Source organism: Gammaproteobacteria bacterium (ex Lamellibrachia satsuma) (assembly GCA_019623805.1).
In the GTDB taxonomy this organism is placed as follows: domain Bacteria; phylum Pseudomonadota; class Gammaproteobacteria; order Chromatiales; family Chromatiaceae; genus QGON01.
On sequence record CP053680.1, the window covers coordinates 48,488 to 67,209 of the forward strand.

Below are 18,722 nucleotides of genomic sequence, written 5' to 3' on the forward strand. Positions count from 1 at the left end.
GGATATCCCGGCCTTAGTTACAAACTAACGTATATAGTCCGCCTGTTGTGGACGACCGCGTTTGTCATGGAAATACTTCCACCGCACTGCAGTCTCCAGCCCATGACAGTCGACACAGAAAGTGCCCTTGGGACCGACTCTGCGCAGAAAGCTGTTTAATACGGTGCCTTTTTTGTTCTCGGCCTGTACTGGAGAGAGCCCCTTTTTTTCTGCTTCTGCGGGAGACCAACGATGGGGATCATGGCAGGTAATACAACCAATCCTGCCAAACGCCGCATTGGACTCTTTTCCATCCAGCAGTGGCAATACTTTGGGGTCCGATCGCAAAACCAGATCCCGGAAAGGATGGTCGTAATGATCGACGATCACCTTCTCAGCCACGGACTTCTCTTGATGACAGGAGAGGCAGATACGGTCACGCTTCGAGGACGGCTCTTTACTATCGGCAGGCGGCGTGGCGCCGATATAGAGTGGTGAGCCTCTGTCTTTTCCCCGATGCAAACTGTGGCAGCTGCCGCAAAGCCCGGCATGGGCAGGCTGCTCTTCAAGCAGGTTCTGGCTTTTTGGGGCAGTGATGCGCAAATCATGGTCCGTATCCCGTACTTTAACCTGGGCTTCATGACACTTCGCACAAAGTTCGCCCGCTTGGTACTGCATCACCAGTGACGGCGTGTGGGGTTTGCCGCCATGCACCGAATGGCAGGTCAGACAATCCACCTGTTTGATCTGCCGTTCCCCGATCTGGACGGCTTCATCCAGGGTCATATTCACAGGATGCACGCCCTTTTTCCGTGCATCTTCCTTATCTTCTGCATGTTGACGCGGATGGCAGACGGCACAGAGTTCACCCGCTTTATTCTCCATCACCAGTGAGGGGGTGTCAGGCCGGCCCTCGTGCACACTGTGGCAGCTCTCACAGCCAATTTCGCTGATCTCCCGGTTGTTGATCCGAACTGGTTTTTCCAGCTTAACGTTCATCGGATGGATGCCCTTTTCACGCGCCTCCTCACGTCCATTTGCATGCTGCTTTTCATGGCATGCCTGGCATAACTGTTCCGTTTTGTTCACATTCAACAATGAGGTATCAGCCAGGGCACCATGTGGATAGTGGCAGCTTCCACACTCCACCGAGGTGACCTTCCGGCCATCGATGGTGATTGGCTGCTCCAGCTTTTCATGCACCGGATGTATGCCCTTGTGACGGGCGGCCTCTTTGTCTGCCGTCTCCTGCCTGGGATGGCATTCGGCGCAGAGTTCAATCCTCTTCAATAACAGAAGCGGCTCCCCCTCCGCACCGTGGAGTCGATGACAGCTTTCACACATCATCTCTGAGTTCTCTGCAATCCGGCCACCATGTTGTTTAAGATTGTCAGGTAAACCCTTATGCAAAACCCTCTCTTTAGCATAACCCTTCGCCCCTTCCACTGGTGGTTGCTGCAGCCGAATACCCAATGGATGATTGGCTTTCTGCGGCAGTGCATTTCCCACCGCCTCACTATTCTGATGCGCCTCGTGGCACAAAACACAGAGATCCCCATCCTTATTGGACTGGCGCATCCAGGCATTATTGTGACCAGGATGAATGCCGGTGTCCTCCTCATTTTTTGCGTGAGGCGTGTGACAGCTGCCGCAGTAGGGAGTATTGCCATCTATCAGAGGCATAACCTCGGCAAATGACTCCTTACGCTCTGCGACAGACTTCAGGGGTTGCTCGGCATCGAGATGGTGTAGATCGGGGTGTTGGTGTCCCCGCTTCAACGCAGCACGGGAATCGATCACCGCACCGTGGTGGCAACTGAGGCACATGCGTTCATCCGCAACCGGTGGGATGAGGGGATGTTCGACCTTATCTGGCGCATAATCCGGCGCCCAGGATAGATGGCAGGTGACGCAGTTTTTTCGGCTTGGCTCCGCTATCTGTTGCTCTGTAATTTGCGCGGATGCATCCTCCCAAAGCTGATTTAACCGAAAGACCCGAACCCGGTTTTTTCCCATCTCAACCACGTAGAGCCGATCCTGCCAGCGGGCCAAACCCACTGGTTGGTCAAACCGTATCGATTGCCCCACCTCATCCGCCAATCGGCCGACAAAGCGCCGATGCCTGAACAACGAGATATGACCCAGGTAGTTGTCGGAAACAAATAGCTGACCCTGATCATCCATCGTGATGCCATTGGGTCTGAGCAGGGTTCCCGGCATGGTGCCGAAGCGGGAGATGGCACCAAACGCTCGCCCCCGACTATTGAAGAGTTGAATCCGCCCGTTCAGCACATCCACCACGTGCAGATACTCATCTGCATCAGCGGTGATCATGAATGGGAAACGAAAGCTATCCTCACCCTCTCCATACTTGCCCCAACACTGCAGGGTCTCTCCCGTTTTGATACGGGTACGGCAAATGCGATGGTTGCCCCGATCGCTCCAGTAGACATCACTCCCCAACACAATCAGCCCGGTGGGTTCCGCAGGTCTCTTATCGGAGGGGAGCGGCACTGAGCCAAGATGATCACCATTTAGACCAAACAGCACCAGGCGATGGTTGCCGCTATCGGCAACGACGATTTGCTGATTGGCGATAGCCAGATCCATCGGCAGTTTGAGCGGTTTATCTTTTGTCTTACCAAAAGAGTTCTGCGGGGAACCATCATTGGCAAACAAAACAATCCGGCCATTCAGTCCATCCAGGACCAGTGCACGTCCATCAGGTAAAATCGACACCGCGCTGGGTTGATTCAGACCACCACTCAGATCGAAGAGAAAAGTTGCCGACCCGCTGACTTTGAATGGGAGCAAAAACAGTAGAGAAAGCCAAACCATCACCTTCAGATGATGCTTGGCACAACGCAGGCTCATTGCAGCAGATCCCGCAGTTGCAGCTGCTGTCCCTCCGGACTCTTCTGACCCAAAAAACGCGCGATGCGATTTGTCCGGATCGAACGGATCTCTTCCGGTTTCAACCCCAACGCCTCGAGATCGAGAAAACGTTGATCCTGATGGTGGCAATCGGTACAGCCAGGCCCATCCTTCTCTAGCGGACCATGTATGCGTCGGTGCAGCCGTGCCTTTACCGTTAAGGCAGCAAGGTGCCACTGCCGTTGCAACTCGATAGCAAAGGGATCAACAGCGGGTACCGCAACCAGCTCTCCTTGATGGAATGGGGTAATGCGCCCTGATTCGTCCTTATCCGGGTCATCCCCGGTGGGATACCAGGCATAGTCCAGAGTGATGCCCTCGGGACGATAGTGGCAGGTGGTGCAGGCCACTTTGCGGCTGTGCATATTGAGAAAGCTGCGTTGGCGTTCATCTTTGCTATGGGGTAATGGCCCATGACAATCACTGCAGAACGTCTCTTCCACTACAGGCTTCACTGGCTGCCGTTTATGAAAAGGCGCCACGGCCAAAGGCTCTCTCAGCTCCCGGATTTTCGACTGTTGCAGTTTTTCCAGGGTTTCGGCCAACATCTTTTCCGTGATCTCCACCGTCTTAGTCTGCTGCAGGTAGAGGCTTTCTGCCTGTGAGACTCCTGCCCACAGAGACAGACTCAGGAGTAGAAACCGAATCAGGTAACTGAAAAAACAAGACATGCTCATGAATCTTTGCCCGGTGAAGCATCGCTGGAGATTTCATCCCCCTCTCCGTTGGCCGATTCCGTTTTCGAATCTTGCCGGGAAGCTTGTTTCAGTCTCTCCTGCTCCTGTTTGAAATAGGCCCGTTTTTTCGATCGTCTCATGCGTTTAAACCACGTCTTGTCTCTAACAGGCCGATTGCCCCCCGATACCGACAATTTTTTCTTCCCGGCCTTTTTCTTTTTCGGCTTCTTTTTCAGCATATGTCTTTCGAACAGCGTCCCGCCGAGAATCGGCCTGGCATCCCGTTTTTTCCAGTCAAACAGCGACCACAACATACCGGCGACAAAAAATAACGCCACCGGGGGGGTCAGGATGGCCAGTGTGCGGGTCCAGTTGGAGTCGAATCTACCAGGTTTCAACGGATTCAGGTCGGAATAGGCAGGCACTATGTCCAAGTCATGCATGTCCGTGTGCAGGAAACCGCTATTGAGAGGGTGGGCAGCATAACCATGACATCCTGCAGCCGTACAGGTCTGTTTCAGATTGTCAGCATGAACAGCGGACGCCTTGTTCTCAGCAGGTAAAATACCGTGACGGCTTCCGGATGGAGCATGGCATTCGCTGCAGGTGGTGCCATCTTCACTGTTCGCAGCTACCAGTCGACCGTGAAGCCCCATCTCATAACTGTCTGACGCAAGTACGAAGTGTGCGTCAGCCGCTTTCTTTTTTCCGTCGGAGGTGGATTGACGTTCCACCCGTTTCATCGCCTCCCTGTCCTGGTGACAGCCATTGCAGACCTTCACCTCCTCCTGTTTGGTCCAGCGCTCACCCACCAGACGACGCAGAATATGCCCCCCCATCTGGCCGCGCCATACCTTGCCCTGATGACAGTTTCCACAGGCCTGCTCCTCGTGGTTGAACGCCTCCTGAAACAGCGCCATCTTCTCTTCAGGAATGTAGAGGGTGTTGGCGTGACAGCGACGGCAGGAGGGAGGGGCATAGTTAAGGTCTTCGTCGATTCGATTGGCCCCGGTAAAACCTTTGGTTTGCCCCTGACCATGAATCGAAGCAAGAAACTCCTCGGCTATGGGCTTGTGAGTATAGGCCTCACCCTTTGACGGTTCCTCCAGATGGCAGGCGGCGGCACAGTCCACTTCGCCATTCTCCGGGCGGTGGGGAAACGCTTTGATTTTTCGATGACAGTCGGTACAGGGCACACTGCCGTGTATGGAAGCGGCATAGTGGTCTGATGAGAGGGTGGAGTCGCGTATTACTCCATCTTTATCAGCGTAGGCCAGTCCCGGTAAGGCGTGGCAGGCGAGACAACCATCTGGGTCTGACTGTCGTTGTGCGCCAATGACGTCGGTGACGATTGCCATCATCAAACCAAAGCCGAACAGCACAGCAACAAGGATTAGGGACCAGCGTAACTTTCGTCTCTCTTTCCCCTCTCCTTTTGGAGCCACCGCACTCCAGACCGGGGGAGGAGCGACCTCAATTCCTTTCTTCAATCGGGCGGGCATCTTCTGCGGCGGCAGGGTGACCCAATCAATGGCTCCCCACTCGCAGGCAATCACACACTCCCGGCAGACCAGGCAGGAGAGCTGGTCAACCTCCGCAATGCGATCCTCCATGCGGATTGCGCCGGAGATGCAGACCTCGGCACAATCCCGGCAACCTGTGCACCTGCTGCGTTCGACACGGATTCGCTGCACGAAGGAGAGCTTTGCACCGATGCGGTTGATTATGCCGTCGATGGCCCCCACCGGGCAGAGAAACTGGCAGTAACCACGACCCAATTTGGCAAAGAAACCGAGCAGGATCACCAGCGCCAGGTTCACCGCACCGACGGTGGAGATTAGATAGACAATGCCGCGGGCATCGCCGACAAAAGCCTCGAACATGCGCGGAATAGTTATGAAGTTACACAGGGTACAGGCACTGAAGCCCAACGCCGGCATCACCACCAGATAGGTGATGAAATAGCCGTAACGGATCGGCACTTGGGGCAGAACACGGTAGTCGATCTTCCATCGGTCATGAAAGAGTCGGCTGACCAGTTCTGGAAAACCGCCCATGGGACAAAGATAACCACACCAGAGCCTGCCGAAGAAAAATGTGACCGTGAGAATCATGGCCAGGGCGCCCACACCAATGGCCGCCACCTTGACCTGACTGACAAAGTCGTCCCAGCCCATGCCGGGGAAGATGAGGTAGAAACGACGGATGCAGAGACCGCCACAGAGATCGTCGTTGCCCGCCAGTTGCGGCAGAAACAGGAAGGGGGACAGCAACATCAGGCAGGAGATCACGATGATGTTGTAGCGCAACCATCGCCCGCGAAAAAACCGACTGATCCACCTACTCTCCGCCATCGCTGCGGCTACTCCTGAAATTGGTGGCAGGCCTGACAGAGGCTGCCGTCTTTAGCCGGTAATCGGAGCAGAATCTCCTTCTCGATCCTGCGGTAGGCCGGTAACTCGATCGTCTTGTCCAGCGTCTGTTGCAGCTCGGCCAGCCGGACTTTCTTGTCTTCAAGATAGACCCCGCTCCAGGGGTCATTGCGATATCCGATACCCTCGTTCACCGGATGGTCCGCAACCTGTTTCCCACCCGCCCGATCACTGTCGATCACTCCCTGTTCATGAGGGGTATGGCAGGTGACACAGGTGACCCGTTTCCTGCTGTCGAGAGGCAGGATGATCTGGTGTTTCTCTTCCGCTTTTATCATCGCCTCGCGGATCTCTTCGCTCGGCTCCACCTGATGGGCCAGGGTATTGAGGTGAGGGGTCTTCAGGTGGCAGCCAAGGCAGAGGTTCTCCAGAGGCAGCCGAAATTTCAATTGACTGCGGTCGGTGACCTGCTCCGGTTCCGGGCTCTCCTGATGACAATAGAGACAGCGTTGCTCATCCAATCTTCCCCCTTGATCGAACATCAGGTGCACATTGAAACGCTCCATGCCCTGCTTCTCATGACAGAGATAGCAGAAGGTTGTCAACGAATCGTAGGGGCCCTGCAGCAGGAAGTCCTCCACACTGCTGTCCACCTCTTCCAGCGGGATCTTTTCCAGGTCGCTAACGCCGTGGCAGGTATCGCAAATCAGCTCGCTCTGCCGACCCAGGAGAAAGGCTTCCGGCGGTTCCATCCCTTGAGCAAGCTTCACCCCCACCGGGTGGTGTAGAGGTGGAAGCTTTATCTCTGCCGCCACCACTCCGATGGAGATAAATATCAGGATGAAAAAAAACAGGTTTCTCACAGTCCCACCTGCACCGCTTCACCGTGGGTGTGGCAGGGTCGGCAATCCTCACCCACCATATGCACACCATCGAGTCCGTTGCCGCTATCGACGGCGGCATCATCCAGCGGTATATCCATATCGTGACAGAGCACGCAGAGCTGAGAGTAGTCACCATTGGCACCCACGGTCACCGGAAAGGCCGAGAGACGAATCGCATTACCCAGCCGTTGAACTCCCTTGATCGACGAATCGATGATCAGCTTGTCGTTGATGGTGCCGTGCATCGCATGACAGTCACTGCAGTTGACCAGATCAGGGTAGAGATAACCGTCGCGCAGACCGGCATAGGTACCCTGTCCGCTACCATCCCGCCAGCCGTGATAATCGAATACCTGATAGTCGTCTTCCAGAGCAATCAGGGGATCATCGAAGCTACTGCCGACAATCTCAAACCCCGGCTGCTGATGGTCCCGGTTGTGACAGCGCAGACAGAAATCGGTCTCAGTGGTGTAGGGAGCAAGAAAACCCGCAGCATCAGCAAACAGGGTCAAGTCGCTGTTGGAGTCAAAAAACCCATCCATATCAGAACCAAAGTGGCAGGTGAGGCACTCAGCATCGGTCAAGGCACCGGGGGTGCCACCAGAAAAATGGTGAGCCTGGCCGCCATCCTGATGAGGATCAGCAGGCAGATCCTGCGTGTTATGGCAGACCAAACAGGGCCGAGTCAGGCTTGTGCCGTTATCTCCGTGACAACCGGTACAGGTGGAGTAGCCTTTCTGTTGCACAAGCTGTTGAGTGGACGCCGGGGCGTCACTGTGGATTACCGCCAGAGCATGACAGCTATCGCAGGCCTCCAGGCCCCAAGCGGTACCACCATCGCCGTGAGAACTGTCCAACAACAGCCGTCCGGAAACCGCTGCTGATATCGCGTCGGCATCGTCATCGCTGTCTCCGCCGCCACAGCCACTCAATAAAAGAGAGATCATTATCATCCAGAGCCATCTCATGGATTGCCTCCTCTATGGCACTCCCGGCAGTAACCGGCATTGTGACAACTTCCGCAGGTCGCAGGGTCCATCCTCGCTTCAAGCCCGTGGCGATCCCGGTAACCCAGCGGGTGATTGACACGATGCGGACTGTTGCGCCGAAAGTGGCAATCAGTACAAAAACTCAGATCCAGATGACAGAGACGGCAGGCCACCTGATCCTGGATTGCCGCTTCGCCGTGGATCGTCTTGTAGTCAAAAGCGTGATCCTCGGGTCGGATGGTGCTGGTATCGGGATGGCAGTATTCGCAGGCAATGGGAGCGGAACGCTCCGCCACATGACACTCGTGGCAAATCGCCTCCAAGGGTTCGTTGGAGAGAGTCTCCAACTTGCTGAGCATTTTCAGATCTGTCAGTTTTGTCCCACTGAAAGGGTGGCACGCCATGCAGACATCACCACGGTTTTTCATAATCTCCTGATGTGCATTATGGGGAAAAAAGATATCGGCCCGCTGGCGGCGCTTCTCCCACCATTTCGGTTCATCCCCTTGTTTGACAACCTCGGCGGAAACCGCAATCAGGGTAAAAAACATCAGACAGAGAGAGAAAGTCAGCCGGATCTTCACAGCACACCCGCCTGTGGCATCTTGAAGAAGTCGTAACGCAGACTCAGTCCCAGCCGATATTCATTATCACGATCGCTTTGGTCGATATACTCACCGAACAGATCAATAAAGAGGTCTTTTCTCAACCTGCGCTTGAGGCGAAAGGCACTGCCAATGGCCTGGTTGCTTCCAGAGAGTTGGGTCTCTTTGCGTTGCAAAACAGCTTCAAGCTCCAACTCGACAAACGCCGTCAGCGCCTTTCTCACCCGACCATAAAGACTGATCGATTCGTCCCCGTTCAAGGTCAGGTAGTCCAGCCGGGACTCCAGTCTCCATCCATCGACATCACGGTAGTTCAACTCGGCCGCCATGCCTGAACCACTGCTACCTATTTCGCGCCATCGCCGGCTCACCTCCAACAAACCTGTCAGGCGACGGGTCAGCGGTCGGTGCCAGCTACCCTTTGCCACGCTCTGCCTTCCCCTTGCGTAATCGTGATAGAAACGGTCGCGGAAGCTGGCCGGTGTTTTACCTGGTTGGTAGAAGTCATAGAGCAGGTGCATACGACCATATGTCTGCAGGTCGATGTCTGCACTGCCCGAAAGTGCGTCCATCTCCTGTTGATCAAGGCGAAAACTGCCGGAAACATTGAAGCGTTTCAGCCCAATTGCCTTCGGATCACCGCCACCAGAGCCGCCCATGCCCCAAGTCATCCGTAAGGCGTTTTCATCATGCCACTGGTGCTGAAGTCCCAACCGGGTATTCACTGTTTTCAGACCACTGTATCCTGACCCGGTTTCAGCCTGATAACGGCCTTCGGCCCCGAGCAGAAAACCACCGCTCAGACCGTCATAGTCATCGATTCGCTTGGATGATCCTGCAAAGAGATTCCATCTGACGGGCCTCTCGGCGCTCTGCAGGGAGATGCCGTCAAGGGTGTAGAATCCACCGCCGTCAGCATGGTCAAATCGGCCGATGGTCACTTCACTTCCGTAACGTTCAATTTGAGTGCGGAAATAGAGCTGATGGAGTGCATGGTCAATCTCTCCCTCATCTCCACCTCGCAGTCCAAACTGCAGTACAGCCTGTTGCCCCTTTATCCTGTCTGTGTAGATGACTTCGCCCCACTGCTCCAGATAACTCCGATTGTTATTGAACAGGAAGTTATCCATCTGCAGTGTGGTCTCCATAAAACCGGAGTAACCGGCCCACGCCGGAGAAAGTGTACAGAGAAGGAACCCTCCACTCATGATTCCGATGGCTCGAAAGCAGGACATCAGGTACGGCGGGGTGTCTTTGTCTCTGCCCCTTTATCCTTGAGCGCGGCCCAACCCACCAATGAGGCGAGGGCTATGACACATCCGGCACAACCGGTGCACTGTCCCAACAGCACCAGAGTGCAGCGACTGGATAGGGTCATATGACCCATGGCGAAACCTGCACCGGCACCCCAGGGCAGCAGCACCTTGACGACACTCTTTTTGATAGGAAACGGCATCTTCACCTCCCAGGAAAAACGCCATCACCGAGACCAGAGGCAATCAGCCCCTGTCACGGTGATGGCTTTGGACGATCAGATCCGTGCTGTTTTTCTTCGCTGGAGAAGGCGTCCACTTAACAGGAGCAGCAACACCATCGGTAGATAAATGACGGAGCCACCTCCGCTGGATGAGATGGATGTACTGTCAACCGTGTCACGGGCTACCGCATCGGTTACTGCGTAGTAACTGAAATGGTCAGTGCGCATAACCACGTAGCCATCCTCGGCCGCTGTCTGAGGGCGAACCAGCACAATACTGGCAGGATCAACCTGACCCCAGGCGACTCCATCCGACGAGGTAACGATGCTGACTTGATCCACATCGGTGCCACTCCAGGGCAACTTCACATAGAGCGGTGTACCCGGAAATTGGGTGACCGGGTTGCCACTGCTGTCTGTGGCTTCGAGTCGATAGACCATATAGGTCTGACGATTGGTAGCCTGGGTTGCCGCAGTGGCCAGTTCGTCACTCCCCATTCCGACCAGGAAACGATAGGTGGGTAACACCACACCTGCCTGCACACTGTCCTCCGACATGATAGCGACCTGACGCACCGCAGGCTCACCGTTGCTGGGTTGAAACAGATAGATCTCCCCAGTGGGCATTAACAGCTGCAGCGGAGCAATATCCCCTTCAGCAAGACCGATACCTGCCATAGCAGTGTCGCTGACTATCTTCTGAACCATACCGCTGATCACAGGAGCAATAGAGGAATTCAGACGGGAAAGGGAGGGATTGATTCCACTGGAGTAGAGAATGTCGGAAACATTTTCGGTCACCACGCCGTTGGCATCCACTTTCATGGAGGGGAAATCAAAAACGATTACCCCTTCATCCACCAGACGTTTGTCCACCACGGTAGTGACAGTCTTGATATTTGCCTCACTCAGAATACCATCGTTTGAGATCAGCGAACTAAAGGCGCCCCGTGCCGTTTGTGTATGGCAATCTTCACACTGTGCTGCCTCTACAGCAGGCCGGGTATTGTGGGACATCACATAGAAGTTGGATGCACTCCAGACCAGAACCGCATCGGGATTTTCCAACCCCTTGCCTAGCAGCACGGCGTCATAGGCACCTTTCAGCGCCATCATGGTGTCATAATCGGCAGGGTCACCAAAACGCCAGGAGCCGTGTGAAAAACGCACCGTCACCTGTCCCAACTCAGCACCGGAAACCGGATCGATTACCGCACCGTACTGGTCACCATTGGCATCGGTCTCCATACGAAATGCGCTGTTACGTTCTGTCTGGCTGAAGACATAACCGCTGGTTTTATCCTTCCAGTAGTAACGGTATCTTGCGTTGTAGGGGCGAAGACGCACTTTTCCGTCCTCACTGGCCGCATAGCGGTACATGATCTGCAATGATGTGCCACGACTCGCCTTATCAGTGATATGACACGCCTCACAGGTAACTACATCAAGATGGGTCTGGGTGATACTGGTGAGTGAATTTTCCGTGTAACCCGCCATATCTCCAGCAAGTTTCCAGCGTTCCCTGTGTGCGCTCAGCATGTCGGGATGACCGGATGGGATCGCAGGTGTCTCTGCATCATCGTGACAATAGACGCAGGATTTGGCCGAGGGTGTGTAATCGCGCTCGTTGGCCACATCCATGTCGGAGTTGCCCTTGAGGAAGCTGTGGTCGGCATCCAGATCCACATTGGAATGGGATGGATTGTAGTAATTGCGCGTGTGGCAGGCATTACAGTTCTGGATCTCCCGGGTTTCACCATTGGCCTCGGTCCAGTCCAGTCCCTTATGCACATCATCCTGATAGTCCCGCACCAGCAGGTCATTCTCTTCATAGACCAGCGTGGCGTTATCACCGAAACCGTAAAAACCTCGCCGTGAATTGGCGGTACGATGGCACTGCATGCAGGCGTCGTTGGCAGGATATCGAACCATGGGAATCACAGCCTTTCTGTCGCCGTCGAAGGCAGCCGCATTCCAGGTGATGACAGGCTCACCATTCGCATCCACTGGAATTGCCTCCACTGCAACCGCCCCATCGGCATCATCATCGACGCGGGCAAACTGCATCAACGCCTTGTCGTTCGCAGGGTTGCCATCCATATTGATATTCAGAAACTCAAGGATCGCACTATCGGCATAACGGAAATGATCATTGTCTATCAACGCATGACGGCGTACATCCTTGAACATGTCCAGCGGCGCATCACCGGCGGGCAATCTGGCATCAAAACTTTTCAGATCGACATATCTGGCATGGCACATCAGGCAGTCGTTCTCCACCACCCCACTCTTCTGCCAGTCCCACTGGGTTATTACCGGGTTACCATCAGCATCAGTACTACGATTGAAGTAGTCACCATCCAGTGCCGTTACGGTGGTTGGATCCACCTCATCGTAGCGTCGACCGTTACGGTCCTTCTCCATCCAACCGCCACCGGAATGACAGCTGACGCAGCGTTTGACCAGTCCGGCAGAGCCATGATCGGCAAAATCGGATTCTGTGGCATTCTCCTTTTTCGCCAGGATATCGGGGTTATTGCTGCCCATGCAGTTATATCCACCGTAATACCCGGGAGAGACCAATTGCGGCAGACCACGCTCGGCACCAAAGTCATCTCTTGCTTCGTCACGCCCCTGTTCAAAATGGAAGGCGTGGGTAATCGCATCGTAGTCGTGACAGCCACCTGTGCCGCAACTCATGCGCGGACTGTAAGGCTTACCGCTATCCAACACATGGCTGCCACTCTCATCCAGCAACGGAATGGCGGGATGGGCCTTCGGCTCATCCAGTACACCGGCCCAGGAACTATTGATGCCCGCAAACGTAAATACCAGAAACCCGGCCTTTAACAAAAGGCCGGCCTTACGGGATTTTCCCAACATGATCTCTCCCCTTTTTAATTATTTAGGTACTACTGCCGACCAACGTGCGGAAGGCATGCAAGTTTTTAGCACTTGTTCGTAAAACCCAAAAGCAGGAGTCATGCCAAAATTTAATTTTCTTTGGAATCAGCAAGATAGGAAAAATTTAGTTTAGGACTTTATTTGAATTGTGGGATATCCCACCATAAATTATGGGATATCACTCTATCTACAGCGTTAGACTAAAATGACGTTAATGAGATGAGCGTATCGACTGGAATTAATCGGAGGAACGGGATGCAACTGGGAATGATCGGTTTGGGGCGCATGGGCGCCAACATGGTGCGGCGATTGATGAAAGACGGTCACGAGTGTATTGCCTACGACCTGAACCGGGAGGCAGTCACTCAAATGGAACAGGAGGGTGCCACCGGCGCCACGGATTGGCAGGATCTGGTGCAGAAACTGGAAGCTCCCCGCGCAGTCTGGATCATGGTGCCGGCGGGTGTGGTGGACAACACCATTACGGCGATTTCCGCCTACCTGGACGAGGGTGACACCATCATCGATGGCGGCAACTCCTACTACAAGGATGACATTACCCGTTATAAACACCTCCATGAGAGAGGCATCCACTATCTCGATGTCGGCACCAGCGGCGGAGTCCTGGGACTTGAACGGGGTTACTGTCTGATGATCGGCGGCGAACAGGAAACTGTCTCTCGGCTTCAACCTGTTTTCACCTCACTGGCTCCCGGGGTTGGCAAAATTCCCCGCACCCGCAGTCGTTCCGGCAATCCAGGACCGGCAGAACAGGGGTGGCTCCACTGCGGACCTGCAGGGGCAGGACACTTTGTCAAAATGGTGCACAACGGCATCGAGTATGGCTTGATGGCTGCCTATGCCGAAGGGTTCAATATCCTCCGCCACGCCAACGTTGGGCAGCTGGCCGCCGAGTCCGATGCGGAGACCACCCCACTGAGGGATCCCGAGACATTCCAATACGATATAGACGTTGCGCAGGTGGCCGAACTCTGGCGCCGGGGCAGTGTTGTCTCCTCCTGGCTACTCGACCTCACCGCCGCCGCACTGGGCGACAACCCCAATCTCACCGATTTTTCCGGCAGAGTCTCCGACTCCGGCGAAGGGCGTTGGACCAGCATAGCTGCCATCGAATCGGGGGCTCCTGCCCATGTACTCACCGCTGCCCTATTCAACCGTTTCTCCTCCCGTGGAGAGGCTGATTATGGAGACAGGCTACTGTCCGCCATGCGCTACGAATTCGGTGGACATAAAGAGAAGAGCGACTAACCCCTGCAATAAGCACTAAGAAAAATCCTACAGAATCTTAAGACATCTACCAATGACTTTAATTCCTCCTCGGGCCAGAATTGCTAAGCCCCTCGGGGTGAGGGTGTGGGATATTGAAGTGTAACTTCCCATATTTAAAGACAACCTGGTCAAGTTTTTCTAAGGAGATAGGCAATGAAAGGATTCATTCATAACATTACACTGATATTGATGCTTTTGGCTCTACCGGTTACTGCCAGTGCAGAAGTGGTTAATATCAACAAGGCTGACGCACAGACCCTGGCATCCGAGCTCAAGGGTATTGGTGCTTCCAAAGCGGAAGCCATCATCAAATTTCGGCAGGAACACGGCAGTTTTACCTCTGTGGATCAGCTGACTCTGGTGCCCGGTGTGGGGGACAAACTGTTATCAACTTTGCGACCTATGCTGTCACTGGATTCAGATTAACAAACCCATGACAGAAGGGCGGAGTCTGGAAAACAGGCTCCGCCTATCGCAAGCCACTTCATTAACCCTGGCGAAGACGAGGCAATCAATCCACTGGAAAAACTGATGCAGAATCAGTATCTTTAGCTGAATCCTGTTTTTCACAATCGATCTTGGTCCGTAGCAATCATGCTCTCCATGTACAAAAATACAGTCTGCATTTTACTTCCTCTTCTTTTGCCCACTGTGGTTTCTGCTGAAACCCCCATCCAGCAATGTGAACGACTCTTCGCTGCTGCCGAATATGAAGCTGCCATCGTCCCCTGTACCGAAGCCGCCAAGATGGGAGATCCGGTCTCACAAACCTATTTGGGAGAAGTTTATGATTACGGCCCTGAAAATGTGCAGGATGCTGAAAAAACGGCTCACTGGTGGCGTGTGGCAGCAGATTCAGACTACCTGCCTGCACAAAACCTGCTGGCGCTGAAAAACTATTACGGTGGCACCGTAATGGGTCCCGAGCCTGGTTGGAAACAAGACTATAAAGAGGCCATGCGCTGGTGGCGGATAAGTGCCGAAAAGGGTGTCCCTACATCACAATTCATGCTTGGGGATATGTACCGACACGGCCAAGGCGTCCAAACAGACCTCGTCGAGGCGTATGCCTGGTACAAGCTGGCAAGCCGTTCAGGTTACAAGTTGGCAACAGATATTATCATTGAAACTTCGCGAATGATGACCCCACAACAGAAGAAAGCCGGTATTGATTTATTTGACAAGTACAGGAACCAGTACGTCAATAATGCTGGGGATATCTAGGACACTTCTAATTCTACTTTGTCAGATTCCATCACCCGGCAACCGACTGTTCCAGCGTCTGTTTTCGATATTGGGAGTCGATAGCCGCTTGTCGTTTACGATGCCGTTTCGTCATTTGCCGTAGTATTTCATCGCGTTCAATATCTCGCCGTGGCAGGAAGGCACGCAATAGCGATTCGATGTCTGAACAACTGAGTAAGGGGTGATCATCTTTTTGCACAATTCGCTCTTCGAGCATGAATAACATCGCCATCATGACCAAGGCCATATGGTGATGCCAGGATTTCCATTTACGGGCCTGATAATCAGCAAGACCTGATTCACTCTTACCATCCTGGAACGAACGCTCAACCCAGAACCGCTGCGCCTGCATCTTTGCAAGACAATGGGATGGCGTTTCTTCCGGTGCATTCGACAAGGTGTATTTAATCGTCTCCGGTGAATTGACCTCTCGTCGTACAATCAGGTGCCATTGATGTGCCTGGGCTTCTTTTCCATCCCAAAGCCAAACCCGATGATGCAGGATCTCGACGCGCAGTTTGCCCTTGCTGCTATCCCGTAATACCACTTGCTGCCACTCGCTGTCCCGTTGCTCATTGAGCCACTGGTCAACGCGCAGACGGGCTGCCTGGGCTTGCAGACGACTTCGACGACGACCGCGCGTTGTCGTGCTCTCCGGTATGAACGGCTGTGGATCTTCCAGGTAGACCTGTTGGTCTTTGTGGATGTCCACCACAAAGGTTTCACCCATCGCCTCCAAACCCCTCAGAAAAGCCGGATCCTTCCCGTATCCCCCATCTGCACCCACCCAGGCAAAACGCAGGCCAAGCGTCCTCTGATGACGCACCATCTCCAGCGCCAACTCTGACTTGCTTTGATGTTTCCGTTCAACTTCCGGGATACCCGCCTTGCGACAGCGAGCCGGGTTCGATACCCACTCTTTGGGTAGATAGAGACGTTCATCTATCAGCGTGGACAAGTGCCCTTTACCCAGTGCTGCGAATACACCAACCTGGCAGTTATCCACCTTGCCCTGGCGGCCATTCCATTGGCGTTTAACCCCCACTGAATGTTTACCCTTCTTGGCAAGGCCACTCTCATCGAGCAACAGACAGGTATCCGCGGTTCCACCCAGCCATTGATCGGCTTCCAGCGCCACTTGGTCTAACACCGCACGATGATCCCACGGGGACTCGGTGAGCATATGCTGGAGACGCTGATCATCTGCGCCTGCAACCACCTCTTCCATGCGTTCCATGTTCTTTCTCTGCGCTTGCATCAGGCCTTTGAGATAGTGTGTGACCGGTTGAAACACCGACCTCGTCTTGCTTCGAAAATGGGATTCAAAGCGGTACTGGAAACGTTGGAATCGCTCCGCTATGCGATCGATTCTACTTATGCGCGTATCAGGTAATTCAAATGACCTTGGTGCTTGTCATTTGATGCTCTTCCTTACGATGATTGCCAAGAAATTCACAGCATATATTTTATATTATTCAGTGAGTTACTTATAGATCTAATCTGACAAAGTAGAACTAAGGAATCTCTGATTAATCCGGTCTCTGTCATCTCGACCGCAGGGAGAGATCTCAAACTACGGAGTTATCAAAGGCTTACGTAGGTTGAGATTTCTCGCGATGCTCGAAATGACAATTATTCAGGGGTTCCCTAAGTTAATTGTCATTTCTGTCCTTTGGTTTGAGATATCTTCCTAGAAAAACAGATTGAATAATCATGGGCAGATACCGTCCCCCCGCTCCACCAAAGTCCCCTTATATCACCGCGCATGGCTACAGACGCCTCGAAGAGGAAGAGCGCGCCCTGTGGCTACGCCGTAGAGATGTCACAAAAGCGCTGAGTGCTGCCGCTGCTGAAGGTGACCGCTCAGAAAATGCGGAATACATCTACCGCAAAAAAGAGCTGCGCGGGATAGACTGGCGAATCCGCTATCTGCAAAAAAGACTGCCTTCGCTAAAGATTGTCGATCAGGGACCAACCAACCCGCAGCAGGTCTTTTTTGCCGCCTGGGTGACCCTGGAGGACTCAACGAGAGAGACGTCGCGATACCGTATCGTCGGGCCAGACGAGATCGATTTTGAAGCGGGTTATATAAGCATGGACTCCCCTCTCGCCCGCGCCCTGATGAAAAAGAACCTGGATGATGAGGTAGAGGTGAATACCCCTGGCGGGAAGGATATCTACTGGATCACAGAGATAGAATATTTGTAGACGACCCGCCGGTCAGTCCCAGATCAGTGGCGGCTCATCCAATAAAGCCGCCTGTTCCCGCAACATCAGGATATGCTCTTCCCAATAGCGGTCGGTATCGAACCAGGGAAAAGCCGCAGGAAAGGCAGGGTCGTCCCAGCGAGAGGCGATCCAGGCGGCATAGTGAATCAAACGCATTGTCCTGAGACCTTCAATCAAATGCAGCTCGGCAGGGTTGAAATCGAAGAACTGAGTATAGCCCTCCAGAAGATCCGCCAGCCTGGCAGTCATATAGGCCCGGTCACCGGAGAGAAACATCCAAAGATCCTGTATCGCCGGTCCTGTGCGGGCATCATCAAAATCCACAATATGGGCGCTTCCTTCATTCCAGAGGATGTTACCGGGATGGCAATCTCCATGTAGTCTCAAGGTCCTGATTTCACCTGCCCGTTCAAAACTCCCCCCGATCTGTTTGACCAGATCTGCAGTGAGGGTCTGATAGGCGGCCGTCAGATGCGCCGGAATAAACCCCTTCTCCAGGAGAAACGCCCGCGGCTTGACGGCATAACTCTCGATATCAATTTTCGGCCGGTGAGAAAATGAACCTGTAGCGCCAAAAGCGTGAATTCGGCCGACGAAACGCCCCAACTGCTCCAGATGATCAGGGTTGTCGAGTTCAGGTGCATGCCCACCCCGGGAAGGGTAGAGGGCGAATCGATAGGAACCCTGCCGATGCAGACTTTCACCATTGCAATCCACGATAGGGGCAATGACCGGGATCTCCTGATCTGCCAGCAACTGAGTAAACTGATGCTCCTCCAGAATCGCCTCGTCCGACCAGCGATTAGGCCGGTAGAACTTGGCAACAATCGGAACACTGTCCTCAACGCCGACCTGGTAGACGCGGTTTTCGTAGCTGTTCAGCGCCAGAAACCTGCCGTCGCAGTCGACGCCAGTTGCCTCGATCGCATCCAGCATCCTGTCAGGCGTCAGCGCGGCATATACTTGTATATCAGCAGAGGGGTCGTTCACATTCCCGGTCATCCAATCTTATAAAAACGCGTGCAGTTTAGCAGAACAGGGCGGCACGGCACTTTACAGTGGTAGAATGATCAATGAATCGAAGCGATCTATTTCTGGCATTGCACTGAGTTTCTTGATTTAGACCACATTTTCATC

General features: G+C 53.8%; 15 protein-coding genes. 4 read left to right on the forward strand and 11 right to left on the reverse strand.

Going from position 1 to position 18,722, the window contains the following annotated elements; genetic code table 11:
* Positions 1–24: 24 nt before the first annotated feature.
* From HPY30_00215 to HPY30_00255, 9 genes are all read right to left on the reverse strand, one after another.
* Positions 25–2,853 carry a hypothetical protein gene (locus HPY30_00215; GenBank protein QYZ64549.1) on the reverse strand — a complete coding sequence of 943 codons (2,829 nt, stop codon included), beginning with the start codon at positions 2,851–2,853 and terminating at the stop codon, positions 25–27.
* Complete coding sequence (locus HPY30_00220) at positions 2,850–3,590, reverse strand: hypothetical protein (protein QYZ64550.1); 741 nt, start codon at positions 3,588–3,590, stop codon at positions 2,850–2,852. The genes HPY30_00215 and HPY30_00220 overlap by 4 nt, the downstream gene beginning before the upstream one ends.
* Entirely contained in the window at positions 3,587–5,944 is a 2,358-nt protein-coding gene (locus HPY30_00225) for a 4Fe-4S binding protein (GenBank protein QYZ64551.1), read from the reverse strand. Before HPY30_00225 ends, HPY30_00220 begins: the two co-directional genes overlap by 4 nt.
* 8 nt (positions 5,945–5,952) lie before the next feature.
* Positions 5,953–6,825 carry a hypothetical protein gene (locus tag HPY30_00230; GenBank protein ID QYZ64552.1) on the reverse strand — a complete coding sequence of 291 codons (873 nt, stop codon included), beginning with the start codon at positions 6,823–6,825 and terminating at the stop codon, positions 5,953–5,955.
* Positions 6,822–7,814, reverse strand: a complete 993-nt coding sequence (locus HPY30_00235; protein ID QYZ64553.1) for a hypothetical protein — start codon at positions 7,812–7,814, stop codon at positions 6,822–6,824. Before HPY30_00235 ends, HPY30_00230 begins: the two co-directional genes overlap by 4 nt.
* On the reverse strand, positions 7,811–8,263 hold the full coding sequence (locus HPY30_00240; protein ID QYZ67844.1) for a hypothetical protein: 453 nt from the start codon (positions 8,261–8,263) through the stop codon (positions 7,811–7,813). The genes HPY30_00235 and HPY30_00240 overlap by 4 nt, the downstream gene beginning before the upstream one ends.
* Positions 8,264–8,415: 152 nt before the next feature.
* A complete protein-coding gene (locus HPY30_00245) occupies positions 8,416–9,648 on the reverse strand; it encodes a hypothetical protein (protein ID QYZ64554.1) in 1,233 nt (410 codons plus the stop codon).
* 26 nt (positions 9,649–9,674) lie between these two features.
* Positions 9,675–9,896, reverse strand: coding sequence for a hypothetical protein (locus tag HPY30_00250; protein QYZ64555.1), 222 nt, complete (start codon positions 9,894–9,896; stop codon positions 9,675–9,677).
* Positions 9,897–9,971: 75 nt separating this feature from the next.
* Positions 9,972–12,800, reverse strand: a complete 2,829-nt coding sequence (locus HPY30_00255; protein QYZ64556.1) for a cytochrome C — start codon at positions 12,798–12,800, stop codon at positions 9,972–9,974.
* 276 nt (positions 12,801–13,076) lie between these two features.
* Between HPY30_00255 and gnd the strand changes: the two genes are divergently transcribed.
* From gnd to HPY30_00270, 3 genes are all read left to right on the forward strand, one after another.
* Positions 13,077–14,090, forward strand: a complete 1,014-nt coding sequence (gene gnd / locus HPY30_00260; GenBank protein QYZ64557.1) for a decarboxylating 6-phosphogluconate dehydrogenase — start codon at positions 13,077–13,079, stop codon at positions 14,088–14,090.
* Positions 14,091–14,264: 174 nt separating this feature from the next.
* Positions 14,265–14,537: a helix-hairpin-helix domain-containing protein gene (locus HPY30_00265; GenBank protein QYZ64558.1), complete on the forward strand. Its 273-nt coding sequence runs from the start codon at positions 14,265–14,267 to the stop codon at positions 14,535–14,537.
* Positions 14,538–14,714: 177 nt separating this feature from the next.
* Positions 14,715–15,335 carry a sel1 repeat family protein gene (locus HPY30_00270; GenBank protein ID QYZ64559.1) on the forward strand — a complete coding sequence of 207 codons (621 nt, stop codon included), beginning with the start codon at positions 14,715–14,717 and terminating at the stop codon, positions 15,333–15,335.
* A 31-nt stretch (positions 15,336–15,366) separates the two neighbouring features.
* Here HPY30_00270 and HPY30_00275 read toward each other — a convergent pair whose 3' ends face one another.
* Positions 15,367–16,614 carry an IS701 family transposase gene (locus tag HPY30_00275; GenBank protein QYZ64560.1) on the reverse strand — a complete coding sequence of 416 codons (1,248 nt, stop codon included), beginning with the start codon at positions 16,612–16,614 and terminating at the stop codon, positions 15,367–15,369.
* A gap of 455 nt (positions 16,615–17,069) precedes the next feature.
* Here HPY30_00275 and greB point away from each other — a divergent pair, with 455 nt between their 5' ends.
* Positions 17,070–17,564 (forward strand): transcription elongation factor GreB, encoded by a 495-nt coding sequence (gene greB, locus HPY30_00280; GenBank protein ID QYZ64561.1) that lies wholly within the window; start codon positions 17,070–17,072, stop codon positions 17,562–17,564.
* Between the two features lie 12 nt (positions 17,565–17,576).
* Here greB and HPY30_00285 read toward each other — a convergent pair whose 3' ends face one another.
* Positions 17,577–18,587 carry a serine/threonine protein kinase gene (locus tag HPY30_00285; GenBank protein ID QYZ64562.1) on the reverse strand — a complete coding sequence of 337 codons (1,011 nt, stop codon included), beginning with the start codon at positions 18,585–18,587 and terminating at the stop codon, positions 17,577–17,579.
* Between the last annotated feature and the right edge of the window lie 135 nt (positions 18,588–18,722).